Origin of the sequence: Tateyamaria sp., assembly GCF_039940735.1 — a bacterium.
Taxonomy (GTDB): Bacteria; Pseudomonadota; Alphaproteobacteria; order Rhodobacterales; family Rhodobacteraceae; genus Tateyamaria.
Window position 1 is genome coordinate 130661 of sequence record NZ_JBDVGB010000084.1, and the last position, 21655, is coordinate 152315.

Here is a 21655-nt window from a genome sequence, read left to right on the forward strand (position 1 = left end):
CAGATGTCCCCTTAATTTAAAGCATCAAAGCGAGTTTTCAATTTTGCGCCCTCTTCGGCAAGTCCAAAGGGCGGTCGAATCACAAACAGGCCCGATCCGATCATGCCGTGACCTGGGCGAGCAGGGGGGAACCGGACTTCGTGGCGGAGCGCGTCAGGGTGGTTACTTTCTAGTATTTTCAGCATGTTGTGGTGTGACCCTGCGGTTAAAATTGGATACCACAATGCAATGACACCCACGTTCCATGCACGTGCGTATTTTTTTATGTGACCGGGGATGGTGTCGTAGTCATCTTTGATTTCAAAGCTCGGATCGATCAACATAAGACCACGACGCGGCGTTGGTGGACACATGGAATGGCCCATCATAAAGCCGTCGGTGCGCCAGCATTTTGCTGTCGGCAACGCCAGTTCGAGGTTCAAATGTTCGGTCGGGTGCAATTCGGCCAGCGTGATTGTGTCACTTTCGCGCAAGGTTTGCACCGCAATCATCGGAGACCCGGGGTAGGCATTTTCACCATGGGTTTCGGTGGTTTGGTTCAAGGCCTTGGAATAGGGATGATCGGGCGAAAACCATGTTTTGGCCCGTGCAATCCCTTGGGCGGCTTCGCCTGTCTTGACCGCCTCATCCGAGGTCAAATCATAAAGAGCACGCCCCGCATGGGTTTCAATATAGCTGACGGGTTTGTCCTTGCGCGTGAGATATTCAAGCATCCACGCCAAAAGGCTGTGCTTGTGGACGTCCGCAAGGTTTCCGGCGTGATAGATGTGTTGATAGCTAAGCATACGGTGGGGTGTAGCGCACTGGCGCGTACGCGCAACGGCTAAGGGGGGCGTTTTGGGGTGGCGGCACGAATCAACGGTTAACGGACCGTGCGGTGGAGTTTGTTAAGGTAAGGTTAAAGTCGGTTGTGCGCGACCTAACTGCCGTTCGAACCGAAGAAATCAACGTCTGCTTTCTTCGGTCGATCAAATCGTTAAGCTGTTTGTACATTGTTAAAGAAGCTTGGGAATCTATGTCTTTAAATTATACCGCTGCCCGTCGGGCAAAATTTGAGGACCTGGCCGAGATGTCACGCTTGCCAAAGCGACCTGGCCATACTTCCATTGGGTCTAGATCACTGGCATTTTGTCACCCGAACCACAGCAAGGAAACGCTCGAAGCGTACTTTTCGATGTACCCGCAAGGTATTTTCGTAAGCGAAGAAGACGATCACATTATCAGTTTTGCATGTGCTGTTCGTACTTCCATAAAGGCAATAGAAGAACCAATCGCTTGGTCAGATGCTACAGCGGGTGGAAAAACTTTGGGCCATCAAAAACGGGGGCAATGGCTGTATGTCAGCCGCTTAGCGTACACTGCTGGTCCTGGACATGCCCACGTAACGAAGGAGATTGGCCCACTTTTGATCGCACTACAAAATTTGGCGGTCAAACAGGGCTTGGCTGGTGTAGCGATAGCGACACGGTTCCCCGGCCGTAGAGAAAGATCCGGAACAACTCCATTCCAACGCTCATGCATCGATGACCCGCACGATCAAGTGCGTTCAGGGTTGAACCCGACTGGAATTGCATACCACGCAGGTTTTCGACATTGCCTCGCACTGCCAAATTATCTTGGAGATGGAAGGCACTTTGCATTGATGGTCTGGCGAAGGAATATCGACCAGTAGCTGATCACAAAAGATCAGAAAGCTGACCTTCAAACGACTTGCAGCATCGGTCAAATTGGGCTCAAACCAGACTTTGCCGCGGCCTTACACTAGTCGCGATACTTCCGTCGCAGCACGCACAAAATCCTCAAACAGCGGGTGCGGCTCGAAGGGTTTTGATTTGAGTTCAGGGTGGAACTGCACCCCGATGAACCACGGATGGTCGGGCCATTCCACGATTTCGGGCAGTTTGCCATCTGGCGACATACCCGAAAATTTCAAGCCTGCTTTTTCCAGCTGTTCGCGGTATTTTACGTCAACTTCGTAGCGGTGGCGGTGGCGTTCGTCGATTGAGGTGGTGCCATAGGCGTCCGCAACGCGGGACCCTTCGCTCAAGACGGCATCGTATGCACCCAGACGCATGGTGCCGCCCTTGTCATCGCCCACTTTGCGTTCGACTTTGTGATTGCCCTGCACCCATTCTTTGAGGTGGTAAACCACGGGTTCAAAACGCTTTTTACCCGCTTCGTGGTCGAATTCTTCGGAACCGGCGGTGGTCATGCCAGCCACATTGCGGGCCGCTTCGATGACAGCCATTTGCATACCCAAACAGATGCCAAGATAGGGCACTTTGCGGGTGCGGGCGAATTCGGCTGCTTTAATTTTGCCTTCGGTGCCGCGTTCGCCAAAACCGCCGGGCACGAGGATGGCATGAAAGCCTTCGAGATATGGCGCGGGGTCTTTGTTTTCGAACAGTTCGGCGTCGACCCATTCGATTTTGACGCGCACACGATTGGCCATGCCACCGTGGGTCAGGGCCTCGGCGATGGATTTGTACGCATCTTCAAGCTGCACATATTTGCCCACAATCGCGACTTTCACTTCGCCTTCGGCGTTGTGGATGCGATCTGACACGTCTTCCCATTTGCTCAAGTCTGGCTTGGGCGCTGGGCTGATTTGAAAAGCATCGAGCACGGCCTGATCCATGCCTTCGCGGTGATAGGCGAGGGGGGCATCATAGATGGTCGAAAGGTCTTGGGCGGCAATCACGGATTCGGGGCGCACATTGCAGAACAAGGCCAGTTTTTCGCGTTCTTTCTTGGGGATCGGCCCTTCGGAACGGCAGACAAGGATGTCAGGCGCAATACCGATAGAGCGCAGTTCCTTGACACTGTGCTGCGTCGGTTTGGTTTTCAATTCGCCCGAGGCTTTGATGAACGGCAACAAGGTAAGGTGCATGAAAATGCACTGCCCACGCGGTTTGTCCTGAGAAAACTGGCGGATGGCTTCAAAGAACGGCAAGCCTTCAATGTCGCCCACCGTGCCACCGATTTCGCACAGCATAAAATCGACTTCGTCGTCGCCCACGTTGATGAAGTCTTTGATTTCGTTGGTCACATGGGGGATGACTTGGATCGTTTTGCCCAAGTAATCGCCACGGCGTTCTTTTTCCAGAACCGTGGAATACACGCGGCCCGAAGAAATCGAGTCGGTGTTGCGCGCAGCCACGCCAGTGAAGCGTTCGTAATGGCCCAAATCCAGATCGGTTTCGGCGCCGTCATCGGTAACAAACACTTCGCCATGTTCAAAAGGCGACATCGTGCCCGGATCGACGTTCAAATAGGGGTCAAGCTTGCGCAAGCGCACCGAAAAGCCACGGGCTTGCAACAATGCGCCCAAAGCGGCCGAGGCAAGGCCCTTGCCCAATGAGGACACAACACCGCCGGTGATAAAGATATAGCGCGCCATGGCTGGGTACTCCCGTGGTTCAATCTGGGCTCAAGGCCTGTTTGAGGACGCGCAAAAAATGCGTTCCCCACGGGACCTCAGTATAACAGGATTCGGTTTGCAGGGGCAAGGCATACGCAACATGATGTTGAAGCGCTTTGCCTTGTCTCAATATTTCGTAGGTTAAGCGGGGCGGTCGGGCCGGTTCAGGCCCGACGCACAGGATCAATCGGCGATTGGAACCAGCGGCGCGTCGTCTTCAGCCGTTGGTGGCAACAAGTCGTCCCCCGGTGGGACAAGATCGCTATCGGGTGCGTTTTGCGCAGGCGGCGTGATGCCCAATTGGTCGATCACAGAGTTGCCAGATGCATTTTCAGCGGCAAAGATGGTTAGGGTAATCGACGTGCCGATAAAGCAAATCGCCAGCCCCCATGTGATTTTGCCAAGAGCAGTTGCCGCGGATCGGCCTGCATTGGCGCCACCACCACCACCCATACCCAGACCGCCCCCTTCGGAGCGCTGCATCAGCACAACGGCGATCAAACCGAGGGCGAGGAACAGATGGACGATAAGAACGACAGTTTCCATGAGGTGGATTAGCCCTTTGCTGCGCGATGGGCGGTATCTATGCAGAAACGCTTTGACCCGCAAGCCGTCTTTCACGCTAATCCGCACGCTTGCACATTTGGATGTGCGTTTGGGGGCTGGATTTGTCACGACGCCTCGCGCAAACTCGGATTTATGCCCCATGATCATTCAGACCACGACCACCCGCACAGCCTGTTGCCGCCAGAACCCGCATTGCGCGTCAAGGCACTGGAAACGATCCTGACTCAAAAAGGGTTGATCGACCCCGCAGCTCTAGACGAAATCATCGACACCTATGAAAACCGCATCGGCCCGCGCAATGGTGCGCAGGTCGTGGTGCGCGCTTGGATGGATGCGGATTTTAAGGCCGCATTGCTGGCCGATGCCGATCCCTTGTTGGTAGAGATGGGCTTTTACGGCCGTCAGGGCGAACATATGGTTGTGGTCGAAAATACCGACACGCTGCACAACATGGTCGTTTGCACGCTGTGTTCTTGCTATCCGTGGCCATTGCTTGGCATTCCGCCGGGTTGGTACAAGTCGGATGCATACCGCGCACGCGCCGTACGTGAGCCGCGCAAAGTGTTGGCAGAATTTGGCGTAACCTTACCAAAGGACAGCGCCGTGCGTATCTGGGATTCGACCGCCGAGGTACGTTATTTGGTGCTGCCGCAACGCCCGCCCGGCACTGAAGGGTTGGATCAAGCCGCATTGATGGACCTCGTCAGTCGTGATTCGATGATCGGTTGCGGATTGGCTGGTGCGCCGTGACGCGTCCGCATGACATGGGGGGGCGATTTGGGGATGGCCCTATCGAGCCCGAAGCAGAAGACGTGCGTTTTCACGCTGACTGGCACCCACGCGCATTAGCGCTGACGCTGGCATGTGGCTCTTTAGGTTTGTGGAACATCGACATCTCGCGCCACTCCCGTGAACGCCTTACCCCCAAAGATTACGCGCGTTTTTCCTATTACGAAAAATGGATCGCAGGACTTGCAGACTTACTGGTCGAAAAAGGGGCAGTCAGCCGCGACGAACTGGCCACAGGGCAGGGGCAAGGCATTAGTGATTTGACATCGAGACAGCTCAAAGCCGACGCTGTGGCCGCTACATTGTCCGCGGGTGGTCCCGCGACGCGGCCAGCTGTGATGGAACCACGCTTTACGGCGGGTGACACAGTGGTTTTGCGCACACTGCCTGAAAACCTTACAGTTCCCGGCGGGCACACCCGGCTTCCGGCCTATGCCGCAGGTGCCACGGGGCACGTCGTGCGCCTACATGGGCACCACGTTTTGCCTGACCGCAACGCGCATGGGCAGGGCGACGCGCCTGAACCTCTTTATGCCGTCGCAATCAAGGCAGGCGATCTGTGGGCACATCCCGAACACCCAAGCGATGAAGTGATCCTTGATCTGTGGGACAGCTATCTGGAGCAGCCATGAGACCGGAACCCGCTTTTGAAGCACCATGGCACGCGCAACTTTTTGCACTGACAGTACACCTGAATGAGGCCGGGCTGTTTGCATGGCCTGACTGGGCCGTACGCTTTGGGGCGACACTAAAGCAGAACGGGCTGGAGCGTGATCTGAACGGTGGCGACGACTATTTCGCCGCATGGTTGGAGACTCTGGAAGCGCTTTTGGCGGATTCGGGCGCTGCCGCCCCTGATGCTGTTCAACAGATGCGCACCAAATGGGAAGCCGCATATTTGCGGACGCCGCATGGCATGGCCGTGAAACTTTAGAGCGCCAAAAGCCGACATAGAAGCATTTGTAAATTCACGGCCAGCCGAGGGCTATTTCGTTTTTTCGGCAGTTTTCTTGAGCTCGCCCAAGAGCTTTTTTTGCTGCGCCTGCATTTTCTGCAATTCCTGCACCATTTTTTTAATCTTGGGATCGTTGTTTGACTCTTTTTGAACTTCGGTGAACCCTTTTTTCAATTCTTTTTCGTGTTTGGTTACACTCTGCATAATTTTCCCGATTGACGCAAGCATTTGATATTCCTTTATTTTTTAAGTGCATTGATAAATTTAGTCATGAATAATCTGAGGAAACCAACAGTTCGCCAATTGGTCAAGGGACGTTCGCGATTTTCCGCCTAACCGGAAACCCGTTGCGCCCGTTATTCGTCGACGTCGTCGATGTCTGACTGACCAGACAGATAACGACGCACGTGGCTCCAACTTAGGCCGATGCCCAACACCAGTGATAGTGCAAGCAATGCAAGCCACGTGATCAAACCGGGATCATCCAGACGTAAAATCCCCAGATCATAAAGTACCCAAATCATTGCACCGGCGACGGCCAGCACCAGCAACATGCCGAACGTCCCAATCGACCGGAGAGTGGCGCGTAAGTAAATGATGTAACCGATCAGTAAGAACAGCCCGACAAGCACGGCTATCGAAAGATTGTCGCGCCCGAAATCAAGAATCCAGCGGACATAGTTATATTGCGTTGGGTTATAGGTGACCGCCAAAAGCCCAAATGCACAAAGCCAGCGCCAAAAAAATCCCATATCGTTACTCATTCCTGATGGTTTCGCTGCCTTGATGGCGTGAAATCTGCGCGTGCTCAAGCGGTGGAAGCCTGTGACATGGATATTTTCAGCCCGTCGAGTCGCAGATAGCGGTTTTCCAATGCCGCGCGCATCGCTATAGGTGCGCGGGTTTGAAGCAAAAGGGGTCCAGCATGGCCAATGTAGTGGTTGTCGGCGCGCAATGGGGCGATGAGGGCAAAGGCAAGATTGTCGATTGGCTGAGCGAGCGTGCCGATGTGATCGCGCGCTTTCAGGGCGGGCACAACGCGGGGCACACGCTGGTCATTGATGGCAAGGTTTATAAACTGAATGCGCTGCCTTCGGGTGTGGTGCGCGGTGGCAAGCTGTCTGTCATTGGCAACGGGGTGGTGCTGGATCCATGGCACCTTCTGAAAGAGATCGATTCGATCCGTTCTCAGGGGGTCGAAATCACGCCCGAAACATTGATGATTGCGGAGAACACGCCGCTCATCCTGCCGATCCACGGCGAACTCGACCGCGCACGCGAAGATGGCGCACAGGCTGGAACCAAGATCGGGACGACCGGACGCGGCATTGGGCCCGCCTACGAAGACAAAGTGGGGCGTCGTTCGGTGCGCGTTGCCGATTTGGCCGATGACGCAACTTTGGTCGCTCGCGTAGACCGCGCTTTGCAACACCACGACCCGCTGCGCCGCGGTCTTGGCATTGATCCTGTTGACCGCGATGCGTTGCTGGAACAGTTGCGCGCCGTTGCGTCCGAAATTTTGTCCTATGCGGCCCCTGTCTGGAAAGTGCTGAATGAAAAGCGCAAAGCAGGCAAACGCATCTTGTTTGAAGGGGCGCAAGGCGCGCTGTTGGACATCGATTTTGGCACTTATCCCTTTGTGACGTCTTCGAACGTGATTTCGGGCCAGGCGGCTACGGGAACTGGCCTTGGGCCGGGTGCGATCGATTACGTGCTTGGCATCGTCAAAGCCTATACAACCCGCGTTGGCGAAGGACCGTTTCCAACGGAACTGGACGATGCGGATGGGCAGCGTTTGGGCGAACGGGGCCATGAATTTGGCACTGTGACCGGGCGCAAGCGGCGCTGTGGCTGGTTTGATGCCTGCCTTGTGCGCCAGACTTGCGCGACGTCGGGCGTGAATGGCATTTCGTTTACCAAACTGGATGTTTTGGACGGCTTTGAGACATTGAAAATCTGCGTCGGCTATGAGCTGGACGGCACCACGCTGGACTATTTGCCAACAGCCGCTGACCAACAAGCGCGCTGCACGCCGGTTTACGAAGAAATGCCCGGCTGGTCCGAATCGACCGAGGGCGCGCGCTCTTGGGCGGATCTGCCGGCCAATGCCATCAAATACGTGCGCCGCGTTGAAGAGTTGATTGACTGCCCGGTTGCGCTACTGTCCACCTCACCCGAGCGGGAGGACACGATTCTGGTCCGTGACCCGTTTGCGGATTAAGGGAGGTTTGCGGTGAGCTATAAGGCGCGCAAATGGCTGGCAGGTTTGATTTTGGTCTTCGGCCTGCCGCTTTATATCGTGATGGCCGTGAGCGTTGTGGGGCTGTTTGAACGCCCTTCGATATTGGTCGAGTTGCTGATTTACATCGGCCTTGGCGTGCTTTGGGCATTTCCGCTTAAGTACGTTTTTAAGGGAATTGGGCAGCCTGACCCGGATGCCTGATGGGCTTTGAACGACGCTCGCCCCGCCTATGATGCGCGCTGCGCATGCCGATTTGGTGGTCAAAGCCAGGCGAGCGTCACTGCAGCAAGCCCAATGTATCGCGCGGCTTTTGCGATTGTGACCAGCACAACAAACGAACTGATGGGTTCCCGCATGAGGCCCGCAACAACTGTCAGCGGGTCTCCGATCACTGGAAGCCAACTGCCCAAAAGCGTCCAGCGCCCGTAGCGGCCATACCAACTTTGGGCACGTTCAAGCTGGGTTTGTGAACATGGGAACCAGCGGCTTGTTTTATACTTCAACAGGTGCCGCCCAAGGAACCAGTTGATCAAGGATCCAAGGACGTTCCCGGTCGTGGCGATCAAAACCAAGAACAATGCTGGATGTATTTCGGCGATCAACAGGCCGACCAATACAGCCTCGGACTGCATCGGCAAGATGGTCGCCGCCAAGAAGGCGGAAAGGAAGAGGCCGAAATATGCAATCATGCGTTCGTAAAAATCCGGCGTTCGACCGCTAAGATACTGGTGGAATGCAAAGGCTGACCTCGAAAATCAAACGTGTTCCCGCTGATATGTCGTTTCGCGAGAACTGCAAAGGTCACATGATTGATTGCACTGGCAGATTAACACGGCCGAAAAAAAAGGCGCCCGATGAGGAGCGCCTTTTGGTCATTGATCATGGTTTGTCTTAGCTGGCGGCGCGTTCGTCGGGGCGAAACCCGATGTCGCCGGTCACAGCAAAGCGACCGCCCTTGGTCTTTTCGATCTTGCCCGCGCGAAGGAGTTGGCCAAAGGAACGCAAGCCATCTTCGCGGCTGAAATCGTCCTTTTCGACCTGGCGCACTTTGTTCATCAGTTGGGGGCGCGAGAATTGGTCGCGACCCTCGACAAAGCTAAGATAGCTGGCCGCCGCTTCCAAAAGAGCAGGGAGATCATGTGCGCCTTGATCTGCCGCGTAATCGGCAAAGCCACCTTGAGCGTCCATAGCAGGTTCGGGCGCTTGGACCGCCGTGACACGGCGTGGACGGACAGGACCGGCATCGACAGGTTGGACGTCCACACGTTGTTCGGCCACCAGTTTCAACGGCGTTGATTCCGAACTATCTGGGCGTTCGGCCCGTTCAGCACGTGTTCCATCGGCGGTAGGACGGCGAGGTTTGACGGCGGATGCCAGATCCGAACGGAATGCGCCCTCGTCCTTGATCGAATCGTTGCCGATGTCTGCGTCTGCCTTTTTCGCCATGACCGCAGCCTTAAGGTGCGCAAAGGCGCTACGGCGTCCGTGACCTTCGGGTTCGTCCATTTGGTTATCGGCTTCGGCCATCAGGCGCGTGACGTCATCATCTTTGACTTCGGCTTCTTCGACCACATGGCCGTCCTTGTCAGATTCTGCGATGATAGTATCGATGTCATTCGCCGTGTTTTCTGGCTGCGAGGTTTCGTCATCCAGTTCGGTTTCGACTTCGTCCAATTCGGCTTCGACTTCGGCCAGTTCGGCCAATAAATCGGCTTCGTCTTTACGCGACAGCGAGGTGTCCGCGGCGGAGTCCGCCTCATCGTCTTCGATTTCTTCCAACTGACCGCTTGCGAGGGCTTCGTCGATATCGGCGCGTTTGACTTTCACGATCCGGGTGCGACGTGGCTGGACTGGTGCTGCGACCTCTTCTTCGACAGCGGTGGTGTCTTCTGCGCCTTCTGCCTCTGACGCATCTTTAGCCTCTGGTGCGTCCTCGGCCTCAGTCAGTTCTGGGGCCGCGTGTTCGTCAAAGATGTTGTCGTCGGCGTCTTCGGGATCTGCTTGACCGTCATCCGCCGCCAAAAGGGCTGCGAGTGTGTCAAGGCCCAAGTCGTCCTCTTTTGTGTCGCTAGTTTCTTGTACGGGTTCAATTTCTTCGATGATGGCTTCTTCGGTGACTTTGAATTCAGCATCGTCGCCTTTGTCCAAACGTGCCAACATGGCGGCGATGTCGTCATCATCGTCATCTTCTACTTCGTCCTGAAGCGCGTCTTCGATGTCGCGTGCGGCGTCTGCGACCACGCTAGCCGGGGCCGGTTGATCCGCTTCAACGGTTTCAACAACTTCAGCGGCTACTTCGATTGTGTTTACACCGTTTTCGTCTACGTCGAGGTCTTCGGCATGTTGATCTTCGAGTAGTTCGTCTTCTTCGACGTCTTTTTGGCTTTGCGAAACGACGGCACGAATGCGCTGCAATTTGGCCGCGATATTGTCGGCAACGGCAGGTGACGGGTCAATGATGTCGTCGGTTTCTAAGTCTTCTTGCGAGTTTTCGTTTGATGGCGCGACTTCGAAACCGACTTCGGCGTCATCTGCTGGGACGTCATTCATTTCGCCTGCATCCGCAACATTTTCAAACAACGGGTCTTCATCTGTTGCGTCGTCTAAAGCCGTCATTTCGGCGGAGTCTGCAAAAAATGCTTCGGCGGCGTCTTCGACAGCTTCGTCGGCAATGGTTTCAGCGACGACAACACCATCGTCTTCTTCCGCTAAGTCGGGAGCTTTTGTGAGATCAGGTGAAACAGCGTGTGCTTCTGTATCATCTTTTGTTGCATCATCTTTTGGAGCGACGTCGTCTTTGATCGTGACGGTTTCACTTACTGCGACGGCTTCATCTGCTTGGGACGCGTTGCTTTCGATCTGTTCAGCTTCGTCCGCTGTGACCTGCGTCGCTGCAACGGCGGCAACCGCTAGGGCAGGGGCGGCTGTTTGCGCGTCAGAGGCGCTGAGGACGATTCGCCCTTCATGTTCACGCGCTTCGACACGGCGCGAAATCTCGCGCTCGGCGATTCGCGTCAGCATTTCTGCGTCTGGCTGTGCAGGTTCGGCGCCGAAATAGCGATCGTCCGCGGAAAGGTCGCGGAAGTACTCTGCTATGGCTTTCATGGTGCCAAAACTATCGTCAAAACCTTCCAACGTGCATGAAAACGTGCCGTAGGAGACTGTTAAAATTTTATTATTACTCATCATAGGATGCTCGTCCTCTGCCTGTCTGCGGAGGTTGGTTTAATGGGCATACCGGACCAAAGCGGCCCGAATTTGTGCCCTTGAGGGTATCATTTTGTGGCAACATTGTGATCTCTTTCCAGAAATTGCATTAAAATCGAATGAATGACAGCATTGTTCACAGTTTCGACCCGGTCACTCTTTTGGGAGGTGGAGAGGCATCGATCGCCGATGTGCACGCCGCACATGCGCTTGCACCGATGTGCGTTGGCGCAGATGGCGGCGCGGAATTGGCGCGGATTGCTGGGGTCGAGCTTGATGCGATTGTTGGGGATTTTGACAGTATTTCGCAAGAAACGCTTGAGACTGTACCATTGGCCCGCCGCTTGCACATGAGCGAACAGGACAGCACAGATTTTAGCAAAGCACTGCGATATATTCATGCACCTGTGGTCGTTGGGGTCGGTTTCTTGGGCGCGCGGTTGGATCATCAATTGGCGGCCCTGCATGTGTTGGCGGCGCACCCGGATCGCTCTTGTGTGTTGCTGGGTCCGCATGAGATCGCGTTTTTGTGCCCGCCGCAGGTGCATCTGAAACTTGAGAAAAGTGAGGTCGTGTCATTGTTTCCCCTCGCACCGGTTACAGGCACGTCCAAGGGATTGCGCTGGGACATCGAAGGGCTGGCTTTTGATCCAACGTCTTTTATTGGCACGTCGAACGAAGCGTTCGGCCCGTTGACGTTAACGATGAATACACCTGCGATGATCGTTATGTTGCCCCGCGCGCATTTGGCGCAAGTTACGCAGGCACTGGCCCGCGCGCCTCAAGCTGCGCGATGGCCCGTTCGCGCAGCACAATATAAAGCCCCGACGCAATTGTAATGGCGATGCCAATGGCCGCGAGGCCGTTGGGCAAGTCTGAAAATACGATGAAGCCGATCACCGTCGCCACCGGGATTTCGAGGTATTGCATCGGGGCCAATGTCGCCGAGGGCGCAAAGCGCAAAGACCACGTCATCAACAGGTGCGCCAACGTTCCAAGCACGCCAATCGCTGCGAGTAACATCATTTCTGTGTTTGTGACGGCATTGAACTGTAAGGCGGGGATGTTTGTGTTTTGTGTCAGCCAAAGCAGGGGCGCCATAAAGACGACGGCCATGACACCGCTGACGGCCTGAAGCCCGATTGGATCAGTGTCTTTGGCGATTTGTCGCGTGACTAGCATGAAGACGGCGAAATTAACCGCAACGATCAGCGGCAAGAACGCAGGCCAGCCGACATCGGCAAAGCTGGGTTGTATCACCAAAAGCGTTCCGATGAACCCGACGGCGCAAGCGATCAGTCGGCGGGTACCGACTTCTTCTTTGAGGACGTATTTACCAAGAAGTAGCATCAGAAACGGCATGACAAATGCGATGGCGACTGCATCCGCCAAAGGCAGGTATTGCAGGGCCATGAACATCGCACCGATCCCAAAGATGTGCAGCCCTGTTCGCAAAACGGTGAGCCGCAGAACACGCCCGCGCATTTTCCAAACGCGCCGCCCCAACCAAACAAGAGGGATCAGAACCACAGCTTGAATTGCAAAGCGCACCACCAGCAATTGTCCAAGTGGTACGGACTGGCCCAACAGTTTTGCAACCGCGTCCCCCATCGGGGCCACGACACAAAATCCAAGCATGAGCATGATTCCCAAAAGCGGGCGATCTTTTAACATAAGCAAAAGTTAGCAGGGAGAAATGGGATCGCAACGCTGCAATTGCAGCACATGTGACGCCAGTTGGCGTCAGGTGTGGTCGGTGGCCGGAACTGTTTCGCGCAAGGCGCGAAAAGCGCCCGCCCACCGACCCTACGCGGTTTGCGTCACAGGCGTTGGGAATTTGATGGGATATTTTGGAACGATGCATTGTGCGTGAGTTTCAATAGGCGACGTTTTGCAGGGTCTATTCGTATGAACATGACATTAGCAATTGGGCACATTCACCGCCAAACCGCCCAAGGAGGTTTCCTTGTACTTTTCGCTCATGTCTGCCCCGGTTTGACGCATGGTTTCGATGCAGGCATCCAGCGGCACCAAATGGGTGCCGTCGCCGCGCAAGGCAAGGGATGCCGCACTGACGGCTTTGATTGCGCCTAAACCATTGCGTTCGATGCATGGGACTTGGACGAGGCCTTTGACCGGGTCACAGGTCATGCCAAGGTGATGTTCCAACGCGATTTCGGCGGCGTTTTCGATTTGTGCAGTCGTGCCCCCCATTACCGCACACAGGCCTGCGGCGGCCATGGCGGCAGCGCTGCCGACTTCGGCCTGGCAACCGGCTTCGGCCCCCGAGATTGAGGCGTTGTATTTCACCAGCCCGCCGATTGCGGCGGCGGTCAACAGGAAGTCTTGGATATGGGCCGTGGATGCGCCGGGCACATGGTCAAGGTAGTACCGCAAAGTGGCAGGCAAAACGCCAGCGGCGCCGTTGGTGGGGGCCGTGACCACTTGGCCCCCGGCGGCGTTTTCTTCGTTTACGGCCATGGCGTAGACCGCCATCCAATCGTTGACCGTATGCGGGGCTGTTAGGTTCATACCGCGCTCGGCTTGTAGCTTGTCATGGATACCTTTGGCGCGACGTTTCACGTTTAATCCGCCGGGCAGGGTGCCGTCGGTCGTTAGGCCGCGATCAATGCAGTCGTTCATCACCTGCCAAAGCCGCGCGGTGCCGGATTTCAACTGCGCGGCCCCTCCGCGTGATTCTTCGTTGGCGCGCTTCATCGCGGCGATCGACTTGCCCGAAGCTTTGGCCATCCCAAGCATTTCTGACGCCGTTTTGAACGGAAAGGGGACGGGCGCGCCTTCGTCCGTCGCTTTCCCGTCGGCGAGCTCTTCTTCGGTCATCACGAAACCGCCGCCGATAGAGTAATAGACTTGGCGCAAGATCACGTCGCCTTGGGCATCGGTGGCCATCAGGATCATGCCGTTGGCGTGGCCTGTCAGTTGCGTGTCGTAATCAAAGACAAGGTCGGTTTTGGGGTCAAAGCGCAGCGGCGGCAAGGCGTCTGGGTGCAGGGTATGATCGGTCGCGAGGCTGCTTAGAACGTCTTCGGCGCGGGCATGATCGTAGGTGTCAGGCAAAAATCCGGCCAAACCAAGGATTGTGGCGCGATCCGTTGCATGGCCGACCCCGGTAAAAGCAAGGCTGCCGTGCAGTGAGGCGCGCACCCCTGCAAACTGAAACGGGGCGGCGCGCATCATGTCCAGAAAACGTGCGGCGGCGACCATTGGCCCCATCGTATGCGAGGACGATGGGCCGATGCCCACTTTGAACATCTCAAAAACGGAGAGGAACATGACCGCAGATCCTTTGATGAAGGCGTTGGTCTATCATAGCCCGGCGATGACGACTGGTATGGTCAAATTACGACCATTTCATCCGTGATTTACACGGACTTAAACTTCATTTTAACAAACATGGCGTTGCTTAGGGGCATGAAGGAGATGTCTCATGCGTTGGATTATTGCCATTCTTTCCATTGCCAGCTGTCTGATGCCATGGCGGATGGCCTTGGCGGGTGGAACCGGATTCGAACCGATGAGCGGAGCGGTTGAGATCGTGACCTATAGGCCGTGCAATGGCTGGCCGTTAACCCGCAAGGGTGAAGATACGGGGTAGGTTAGAAGGGCAACAGAATCATCAAAGCCGCGCAAACAATGATTGCCGACGGCAACGCCTTGGAACGTGCAATGTCGTGCGAAAGCGCCAGTGGCACACCGTATCGAATCTTTAACGCGGGTTGTGTGCTGGAATTGGTTGGTTCGACCGGCGATTGCTGAAAAGTGCAAGTGCGGTTCGTTTCACGGTCTAACTCTAAGTCAATCAAGCCGACTGAAGGGGGCAGGATCTGCCCGCTGATGCCTAGCCTTGTTACAGGCATGCCGCCTTTAACAAGTTAGGTGCTAAAACCATGGGCAAAACTGGTGATCGTGTCCCCGCCCAATGCCTGATCAAGCAGCCAATTCGTCATATTATCAAATAGGTCAGGCACGGTTGAACGCATCGCATTCCGAAATGTCGTTGCCATCCGCCCCATGGATTCGCCGCTTTGTTACCCTTTCCGGATCAATTGTCTGCGCCTTTAGGGTCGCAACGCGGCTGGCCTGCCTCTATAACCCCGGCAATCATCTACGGAGTCGCCGCCATGACCGGAGAATTGTCACCCATCGACAAGGCCAAATATGTCGCTGCCAAACGGGCGGCCGACTATGTCGAGGATGGCATGCGGGTTGGTCTTGGTTCTGGATCAACGGCGGCGTGGCTTGTACGTTGCCTTGGTGATCAGGTCCGTGATGGAGGTTTGCGCTTTAAGGGGGTGCCGACGTCTTCGCGCACGGCGGCTCTTGCACGCGATGTGGGCATCGACATCATCAGTTTGGACGAGGCCAAGTGGCTGGATTTGACCATCGATGGGGCAGATGAATTTGACGGCGATTTGAACCTGATCAAAGGTGGCGGCGGTTCACTGCTGCAAGAAAAAATCGTGGCGACGGCATCGGATCGGATGATCGTCATTGCAGACATCGGCAAAGAGGTCGAACACTTGGGCGCGTTTCCATTGCCCATCGAGGTGATCCCCTTTGGCTGGCAAACAACCCAGGCTTTGGCCGAAGAAACGCTGATTTCAATGGACGTGTTGGGGCGGCAATCGACGTTGCGGATGAATGGCGACCAACCTTACATCACAGATGAGGGCAATTATATCCTTGATCTGCACTTGCAACGTGTTGGAAATGCACGACAACTCAGTCTTGTGATGAACCAGATGCCGGGTGTGGTTGAAAACGGACTGTTCATTGATATTTGTGATGCAGTTGTCATCGGTTTTGGCGACGGTCGAGTCGAAGTGCGCGACATAAATGAAGGCACAGTGGAACAAGATCGGTTGGACTTTCTGGAAACAGACAATCTGTTCACCGATTTGGCGGAATAAAAAAGGCGGCACTTATGGCGGAATATGATTATGACCTGTTTGTTATTGGCGGCGGGTCGGGTGGCGTGCGCGCCGCGCGCGTCGCAGCAGGCGATGCAGGCGCAAAGGTGGCACTGGCCGAAGAGGACCGCTATGGCGGGACCTGTGTGATCCGAGGCTGTGTGCCCAAAAAGCTGATGGTGTTTGCAAGCGAATTTGCCGATACGGCAGCGGTGTCTGCGGCCTATGGTTGGGACATCAAAAAGGGCGATTTCAGCTGGCCCACCTTGCGCGGCAATATCGAAAATGAGCTGGACCGCCTTGAGGGCATCTATCGTCGATTGCTGAAAAATTCCGGCGTCGAGAGCTTTGATGCCCGTGCGCGCTTAAAGGATGCCCACACGGTTGAACTGTCGACCGGCGAAACCAAGACCGCCAAGACCATTTTGGTCGCCACGGGCGGTCGTCCGACACGCCCCGATATCGAAAATGCCGAACTGGGTATCGTCAGCGACGATATTTTCCATCTTGATGCGCTGCCCAAGTCTATCTTGGTCATTGGCGGCGGCTATATCGCATGTGAATTCGCCTGCATCCTGCACGGGTTGGGCGTAAAGGTGACGCAATATTATCGCGGTGATCAGATCCTGCGCGGCTTTGATGACGAAGCCCGCGGCTTGGTTGCAGATCAGATGCGCGAACGCGGGATTGATTTGCAGGTCAACACCAACATCGCGTCCATGAACGGCACCAAAATCGGCGAACCTGTCAACGTGACAGACACGCACGGCAAAGATCATGTGTTTGACATGGTGTTCTTTGCGACGGGTCGCGCGCCCAATTCCAATGAATTGGGTCTGGAAGAGGCCGGCGTCGTCTTGGGCCGTGGCGGTAAGGTTGAGGTCGATGCGACCTCTAAAACCGCTGTGGACAGCGTTTATGCCATCGGTGACGTCACTGACCGCGTAAACCTGACACCTGTCGCGATCCGCGAAGGCATGGCGTTTGTGCAAACCGTATTCCACGACAACCCAACCGAGGTCGATCACGATCTGATCCCTTCGGCCATCTTTACGCAGCCTGAAATGGGCACTGTGGGCCTGAGCGAAGAAGACGCGCGCGCTCAAGAACCGATCGAAGTGTACGCAACGGACTTTAAACCGATGCGGACCTCGTTTGCGGGTCAACCGGATCGCGTGTTGATGAAGCTTGTGGTGTCCAAAGCGACGCGCAAAGTGCTGGGCTGTCACATCGTCGCACCCAATGCAGGCGAAATGATCCAATTGGCCGGCATCGCCCTCAAAATGGGCGCAACCAAAGAAGATTTCGACCGGACTGTGGCGGTTCACCCGACCATGTCCGAAGAAATCGTAACAATGAAGACACCCGTGCGCACCGCTTGATTTTCTGATAAAAAAGCACAGGTAACAGACCAACTTGCAGCAAGACTGCACGGATCAACAGGAGAACAGTACCAAATGGCTGGCAATACGGGCGGCCCCTGGGGGGGTGGCGGAAATTCTGGTGGCGGTGACGATGGACGTGGCAAAGGCCCACGCGACACCGACCATGGCAATGGCGGTCAACGCCCGAACGGCGAAGGCCCCCAAATTCCTGAGATCGACGAGTTGGTCAAAAAGGGCCAAGAGCAACTGCGCGTTTTGATGGGCGGTCGCGGTGGCGGTAATGGCGGCGGAACAGGCGGTTCCGGCGGCGGCGCTGGGCCGTTTCTGACACGTGGTACGGTTGCTTTGGGGATTTTGGCGGCCGTTGGTTTGTGGCTGTTTTCATCCTTTTACACAGTCCGCCCTGAACAGCGCTCGGTTGAATTGTTCTTGGGTGAATTTTCTTCGATCGGCGATCCGGGTCTGAACTTTGCGCCATGGCCCTTCGTCACCAAAGAGGTGATTCCGGTCACAACGGAACGGACCGAAGAGATCGGTGTGGGCCGTGCTGGGTCCGAGGCTGGCTTGATGTTGACTGGCGACGAAAACATCGTCGATATCGACTTTCAGGTGCAGTGGAACATCAATGATCCTAGTGCTTTCTTGTTCAACCTGCGTGACCCTGGTCCGACGATTCGCGCCGTGTCGGAATCGGCCATGCGTGAGATCATTGCGCAGTCAGAACTGGCACCAATTCTTAACCGTGACCGTGGTGTGATTGGGGATCGTTTGCAGGATCTGATCCAATCGACGCTGGACAGCTATGACAGCGGTGTAAACGTCATTCGTGTGAACTTTGACAAGGCTGACCCGCCCGAAGAAGTGATCGATGCCTTCCGCGACGTGCAAGCGGCAGAACAAGAACGTGACCGTTTGCAAAACGTTGCGGACGCTTATGCCAACCGGGTTCTCGCCGAAGCGCGTGGTCAATCCGCGCAGCTTTTGGAAGAGGCCGAAGGCTATCGCGCCCAGCAGGTCAACCAAGCGGAAGGTGAAGCATCGCGCTTTAGTGCTGTTTTGGCAGAGTACGCTAAAGCACCCGAAGTGACACGCAAACGTCTGTATCTGGAAACGATGGAACAGGTGTTGGGGCAAATGGACAAGATCATTCTGGATGAATCCGCAGGCGGCGGTGGTCAAGGCGTCGTGCCTTACCTGCCGCTCAACGAACTTCGTCGCAATTCAGGGGAGTCAAACTGATGAACCGCTCAACTTATCTGTTGCCCGTTGTCGTCATTCTGGTCGCGGCGCTGATGTCATCGGTCTTTATTGTGGACGAACGTGAAAAAGCGCTTGTTTTGCAGTTTGGCCGTGTTGTCGCCGTGAAAGAAGAGCCCGGTCTCGCTTTCAAGATCCCGCTGATCCAAGAAGTCGTGCGGTATGACGACCGTATCCTTAGCCGTGACATTGACCCGCTTGAGGTCACGCCTTTGGATGATCGTCGCCTTGTTGTGGATGCGTTCGCGCGCTACCGCATCGTGGATGTAAACCAGTTCCGCCAAGCGGTTGGTGGCGGCGGTATCGCCTTTGCCGAAGATCGCCTTGATTCGATCCTGCGCTCTGAGACGCGCGAAGTTCTGGGTTCGGTGTCGTCCAACGACATTCTAAGTTCTGATCGTGCAGCGCTTATGCTGCGCATTCGCAACTCGTCCATTCCGCAGGCCCGTGCCTTGGGGGTTGAAATCATCGACGTTCGCCTGAAACGCACTGACCTTCCATCGGAAAACCTTGATGCGACGTTTGAACGGATGCGTGCAGAACGTGAGCGTGAAGCCACCGATGAACGCGCCCGTGGTAACGAAGCGGCGCAACGTGTGCGTGCCCAAGCCGACCGGACTGTGGTTGAATTGGTATCCGACAGCGAACGCCAAGCCGAGATCATTCGCGGTGAAGCAGATGCCCGTCGCAACGCGATCTTTGCCGATGCCTTTGGTGCGGATCCTGAATTCTTTGAATTCTACCGCTCATTGACGGCCTATGAACGCGCGCTTCAGGGCAGCAACTCGACCATGGTGATGTCGCCAGACAGCGAGTTCTTCAACTATCTGCGCTCCGATCAAGGATCGCGCAGCGCTGAAGGTGAATAATCAATGGCGTGGGTGCTTTTGGCACTTGGGCTTGTGATGATCGTAGAGGGGCTGGCCTATGTGCTGGCCCCTTCGCTTATTGAGCGTATGCTTGAAGCGTTGCGCAGCCTGCCGGAAGCGGCACGGCGTCAATTGGGCGCTTTGGTGTTGGTCTCTGGGCTGATTTTTGTGTGGTTGGCGTTTTTTATGGGAATTTGAGCTGATCTGTTCACACAATCGTAACGAGATGTTGAAAGCGTCGACGACAAAACCATCTTTAATGTTGCAAGGGGGCAACCCTACATGCACCTTGTAAGTAGATGTACGCAGATGCGTGCAAGACTGGCCAGTACGGCCAAATGAAGACTCAGGAGAAACTTGATGCAACGACAGGCAATCGCCATTTCCAAGCAGCTTCCAAACCTTAATGCGATGCGAGCCCTTTGGCTTGGCGCGCTGGCTTTGGCCTTTGTGGTGGTGCAGGCTGTGATGGCGCAAGCGCGCCCCGACAGCCTTGCCCCATTGGCCGAACAAATCAGCCCCTCAGTGGTGAATATCACCACCTCGACAGTGATCGAAGGGCGCACTGGCCCCGAAGGCGTCGCGCCTGAAGGTTCACCGTTTGAGGATTTCTTTCGCGAATTTCAGGACCGTGACGGGCAAGACGGCCGTCCGCGCCGATCTTCGGCCCTTGGGTCGGGTTTTGTGATTTCCGAAGATGGTTTCATTGTCACCAATAACCACGTGATCGATGGTGCAGATGAAATCCTTATCGAATTTTTCAACGGCGACGAACTTGAAGCGACGTTGATCGGTACAGACCCCAACACAGACATCGCATTGCTGAAAGTCGACGCTGATGGGCCACTGCCTTTCGTGCCCTTTGGTGACAGTGACGTTGCGCGTGTTGGCGACTGGGTTGTGGCGATGGGCAACCCGCTGGGTCAGGGTTTTTCCGTCTCAGCTGGTATCGTTTCGGCCCGCAACCGCGCGCTAAGCGGCACCTATGACGACTACATCCAGACAGATGCCGCGATCAACCGTGGTAACTCTGGCGGGCCGTTGTTCAATATGGACGGTCAGGTAATTGGTGTGAACACCGCGATCCTGTCGCCCAATGGTGGCTCGATCGGGATTGGTTTTTCCATGGCGTCAAATGTGGTCACCAACGTTGTTGATCAGCTGCAAGAATTTGGCGAAACCCGTCGTGGTTGGCTGGGCGTGCGCATTCAAGACGTAACGGAAGACATCGCAGAAGCCATTGGCCTTGATCCTGTGGCGGGTGCGCTTGTGACGTCTGTGCCGGATGGTCCTGCGCTTGATGCCGGAATGAAGGACGGCGACGTGATCACGTCCTTTGCGGGCGTCGATGTGCAAGACACCCGTGGTTTGGTCCGTCAGGTGGGCAACAGCCCTGTTGGCGAAACAGTACGTGTTGTGGTGTTCCGCGATGGTGAAACGGTGACTTTGCGTGTGACCCTTGGCCGCCGTGAAGAAGCCGAAGGTGCAGTTCCTGCCGTGGCCGTCGAAGAAGATGAAGCCCCGGAAGCCCCTGCGACCAAGGAAGTACTTGGCCTGACGCTGAGCACGCTCACGGATGAGATGCGCACAGAACTTGGTGTCAACGAGGACCAAGAAGGTTTGGTTGTCACTGATGTGGTCGAAACGTCAGAAGCCTACGAGAAAGGCTTGCGCGCTGGCGACGTGATCACTGAGGCGGGCCAGCAAAAGGTCACCTCGATCGCGAGTTTCGAGACACGTCTTGCAGAAGTCGAAGAGGCCGGGCGCAAATCTTTGTTGCTTTTGGTTCGTCGCGGAAGTGATCCACGCTTTGTAGCCTTGAGCCTTGAAAAATAAGCGGCAGTTTATAAAGAATAACGGATTAAGGCGCTCCTTGTGGGCGCCTTTTTCTTTTGGGAATTGCGGCCCAATCATTCCGCGTTGCCAATGGAAATCCTGGTGATCACAGAAGGCGGGTGCCAGTGATGGTTACATTGGAACGCGCGCCACATCTTGTTGAAGTATTATCGCTATGTCGCGCAGACTGCGCCCG

Annotated in this window: 24 protein-coding genes; 14 read left to right on the forward strand and 10 right to left on the reverse strand. The window is 55.6% G+C overall.

The genetic code is table 11. The features are described 5' to 3' along the window. Positions 1 to 11 precede the first annotated feature (11 nt). Positions 12 to 785 carry a 23S rRNA (adenine(2030)-N(6))-methyltransferase RlmJ gene (rlmJ, locus tag ABJF76_RS17640; protein ID WP_413821019.1) on the reverse strand — a complete coding sequence of 258 codons (774 nt, stop codon included), beginning with the start codon at positions 783 to 785 and terminating at the stop codon, positions 12 to 14. Positions 786 to 877: 92 nt separating this feature from the next. Here rlmJ and ABJF76_RS17645 point away from each other — a divergent pair, with 92 nt between their 5' ends. Continuing rightward, positions 878 to 1672, forward strand: coding sequence for a hypothetical protein (locus ABJF76_RS17645; RefSeq protein ID WP_413821020.1), 795 nt, complete (start codon positions 878 to 880; stop codon positions 1670 to 1672). A gap of 84 nt (positions 1673 to 1756) precedes the next feature. On the opposite strand, the gene ABJF76_RS17650 is transcribed toward ABJF76_RS17645, so the two are convergent. Both ABJF76_RS17650 and secG read right to left on the reverse strand, forming a co-directional pair. After that, positions 1757 to 3400 (reverse strand): CTP synthase, encoded by a 1644-nt coding sequence (locus ABJF76_RS17650; RefSeq protein ID WP_413821021.1) that lies wholly within the window; start codon positions 3398 to 3400, stop codon positions 1757 to 1759. A gap of 204 nt (positions 3401 to 3604) precedes the next feature. Next, positions 3605 to 3967: a preprotein translocase subunit SecG gene (secG, locus tag ABJF76_RS17655; protein ID WP_413821022.1), complete on the reverse strand. Its 363-nt coding sequence runs from the start codon at positions 3965 to 3967 to the stop codon at positions 3605 to 3607. 153 nt (positions 3968 to 4120) lie between these two features. On the opposite strand from secG, the gene nthA reads away from it, so the two are divergent. Genes nthA through ABJF76_RS17670 form a run of 3 tightly spaced genes read left to right on the forward strand, consistent with a single transcriptional unit; the run spans position 4121 to position 5711 of the window. Next, positions 4121 to 4738: a nitrile hydratase subunit alpha gene (nthA, locus tag ABJF76_RS17660; RefSeq protein ID WP_413821054.1), complete on the forward strand. Its 618-nt coding sequence runs from the start codon at positions 4121 to 4123 to the stop codon at positions 4736 to 4738. Beyond that, positions 4735 to 5409 (forward strand): nitrile hydratase subunit beta, encoded by a 675-nt coding sequence (gene nthB / locus ABJF76_RS17665; RefSeq protein ID WP_413821023.1) that lies wholly within the window; start codon positions 4735 to 4737, stop codon positions 5407 to 5409. Before nthA ends, nthB begins: the two co-directional genes overlap by 4 nt. Further along, positions 5406 to 5711, forward strand: a complete 306-nt coding sequence (locus ABJF76_RS17670) for a nitrile hydratase accessory protein (protein ID WP_413821024.1) — start codon at positions 5406 to 5408, stop codon at positions 5709 to 5711. The genes nthB and ABJF76_RS17670 overlap by 4 nt, the downstream gene beginning before the upstream one ends. 51 nt (positions 5712 to 5762) lie before the next feature. Here the strand turns inward: ABJF76_RS17670 and ABJF76_RS17675 are convergent, their stop codons facing one another. Beyond that, positions 5763 to 5960: a hypothetical protein gene (locus ABJF76_RS17675; RefSeq protein ID WP_413821025.1), complete on the reverse strand. Its 198-nt coding sequence runs from the start codon at positions 5958 to 5960 to the stop codon at positions 5763 to 5765. A gap of 128 nt (positions 5961 to 6088) precedes the next feature. Continuing rightward, positions 6089 to 6484 carry a DUF6524 family protein gene (locus tag ABJF76_RS17680; RefSeq protein WP_413821026.1) on the reverse strand — a complete coding sequence of 132 codons (396 nt, stop codon included), beginning with the start codon at positions 6482 to 6484 and terminating at the stop codon, positions 6089 to 6091. A 173-nt stretch (positions 6485 to 6657) separates the two neighbouring features. On the opposite strand from ABJF76_RS17680, the gene ABJF76_RS17685 reads away from it, so the two are divergent. Both ABJF76_RS17685 and ABJF76_RS17690 read left to right on the forward strand, forming a co-directional pair. Beyond that, a complete protein-coding gene (locus ABJF76_RS17685) occupies positions 6658 to 7953 on the forward strand; it encodes an adenylosuccinate synthase (RefSeq protein WP_413821027.1) in 1296 nt (431 codons plus the stop codon). A 12-nt stretch (positions 7954 to 7965) separates the two neighbouring features. Next, positions 7966 to 8175, forward strand: coding sequence for a DUF2842 domain-containing protein (locus ABJF76_RS17690; RefSeq protein ID WP_413821028.1), 210 nt, complete (start codon positions 7966 to 7968; stop codon positions 8173 to 8175). A 59-nt stretch (positions 8176 to 8234) separates the two neighbouring features. On the opposite strand, the gene ABJF76_RS17695 is transcribed toward ABJF76_RS17690, so the two are convergent. Next, the gene (locus ABJF76_RS17695; RefSeq protein WP_413821029.1) at positions 8235 to 8663 is read right to left on the reverse strand and encodes a YqaA family protein; all 429 of its coding nucleotides are present in this window, start codon (positions 8661 to 8663) and stop codon (positions 8235 to 8237) included. A 202-nt stretch (positions 8664 to 8865) separates the two neighbouring features. Then, complete coding sequence (locus tag ABJF76_RS17700; RefSeq protein ID WP_413821030.1) at positions 8866 to 11160, reverse strand: hypothetical protein; 2295 nt, start codon at positions 11158 to 11160, stop codon at positions 8866 to 8868. 140 nt (positions 11161 to 11300) lie between these two features. On the opposite strand from ABJF76_RS17700, the gene ABJF76_RS17705 reads away from it, so the two are divergent. Further along, the gene (locus tag ABJF76_RS17705; protein WP_413821031.1) at positions 11301 to 12020 is read left to right on the forward strand and encodes a thiamine diphosphokinase; all 720 of its coding nucleotides are present in this window, start codon (positions 11301 to 11303) and stop codon (positions 12018 to 12020) included. On the opposite strand, the gene ABJF76_RS17710 is transcribed toward ABJF76_RS17705, so the two are convergent. Together ABJF76_RS17710 and ABJF76_RS17715 are read right to left on the reverse strand one after the other, a co-directional pair. Further along, positions 11938 to 12855: a DMT family transporter gene (locus tag ABJF76_RS17710; protein ID WP_413821032.1), complete on the reverse strand. Its 918-nt coding sequence runs from the start codon at positions 12853 to 12855 to the stop codon at positions 11938 to 11940. The two genes, ABJF76_RS17705 and ABJF76_RS17710, sit on opposite strands and share 83 nt — an antisense overlap. A 246-nt stretch (positions 12856 to 13101) precedes the next feature. Continuing rightward, positions 13102 to 14475 (reverse strand): L-serine ammonia-lyase, encoded by a 1374-nt coding sequence (locus tag ABJF76_RS17715; protein ID WP_413821033.1) that lies wholly within the window; start codon positions 14473 to 14475, stop codon positions 13102 to 13104. 154 nt (positions 14476 to 14629) lie between these two features. Between ABJF76_RS17715 and ABJF76_RS17720 the strand changes: the two genes are divergently transcribed. Next, positions 14630 to 14797, forward strand: coding sequence for a hypothetical protein (locus ABJF76_RS17720; RefSeq protein WP_413821034.1), 168 nt, complete (start codon positions 14630 to 14632; stop codon positions 14795 to 14797). 277 nt (positions 14798 to 15074) lie between these two features. On the opposite strand, the gene ABJF76_RS17725 is transcribed toward ABJF76_RS17720, so the two are convergent. Continuing rightward, positions 15075 to 15215 carry a hypothetical protein gene (locus ABJF76_RS17725; protein WP_413822630.1) on the reverse strand — a complete coding sequence of 47 codons (141 nt, stop codon included), beginning with the start codon at positions 15213 to 15215 and terminating at the stop codon, positions 15075 to 15077. 108 nt (positions 15216 to 15323) lie between these two features. On the opposite strand from ABJF76_RS17725, the gene rpiA reads away from it, so the two are divergent. The 6 genes from rpiA (at position 15324) to ABJF76_RS17755 (ending at position 21459) form a co-directional block, all read left to right on the forward strand. Beyond that, on the forward strand, positions 15324 to 16112 hold the full coding sequence (gene rpiA, locus ABJF76_RS17730; protein WP_413821035.1) for a ribose-5-phosphate isomerase RpiA: 789 nt from the start codon (positions 15324 to 15326) through the stop codon (positions 16110 to 16112). A gap of 14 nt (positions 16113 to 16126) precedes the next feature. Beyond that, entirely contained in the window at positions 16127 to 17494 is a 1368-nt protein-coding gene (gor, locus tag ABJF76_RS17735; protein ID WP_413821036.1) for a glutathione-disulfide reductase, read from the forward strand. 75 nt (positions 17495 to 17569) lie between these two features. Continuing rightward, positions 17570 to 18736 (forward strand): FtsH protease activity modulator HflK, encoded by a 1167-nt coding sequence (gene hflK, locus ABJF76_RS17740; protein WP_413821037.1) that lies wholly within the window; start codon positions 17570 to 17572, stop codon positions 18734 to 18736. Beyond that, positions 18736 to 19623 (forward strand): protease modulator HflC, encoded by an 888-nt coding sequence (gene hflC, locus ABJF76_RS17745; RefSeq protein ID WP_413821038.1) that lies wholly within the window; start codon positions 18736 to 18738, stop codon positions 19621 to 19623. Before hflK ends, hflC begins: the two co-directional genes overlap by 1 nt. A 3-nt stretch (positions 19624 to 19626) precedes the next feature. After that, the gene (locus ABJF76_RS17750) at positions 19627 to 19821 is read left to right on the forward strand and encodes a DUF2065 domain-containing protein (protein WP_413821039.1); all 195 of its coding nucleotides are present in this window, start codon (positions 19627 to 19629) and stop codon (positions 19819 to 19821) included. A gap of 162 nt (positions 19822 to 19983) precedes the next feature. Next, positions 19984 to 21459, forward strand: coding sequence for a Do family serine endopeptidase (locus ABJF76_RS17755; protein ID WP_413821040.1), 1476 nt, complete (start codon positions 19984 to 19986; stop codon positions 21457 to 21459). The last annotated feature ends 196 nt before the right edge of the window (positions 21460 to 21655 follow it).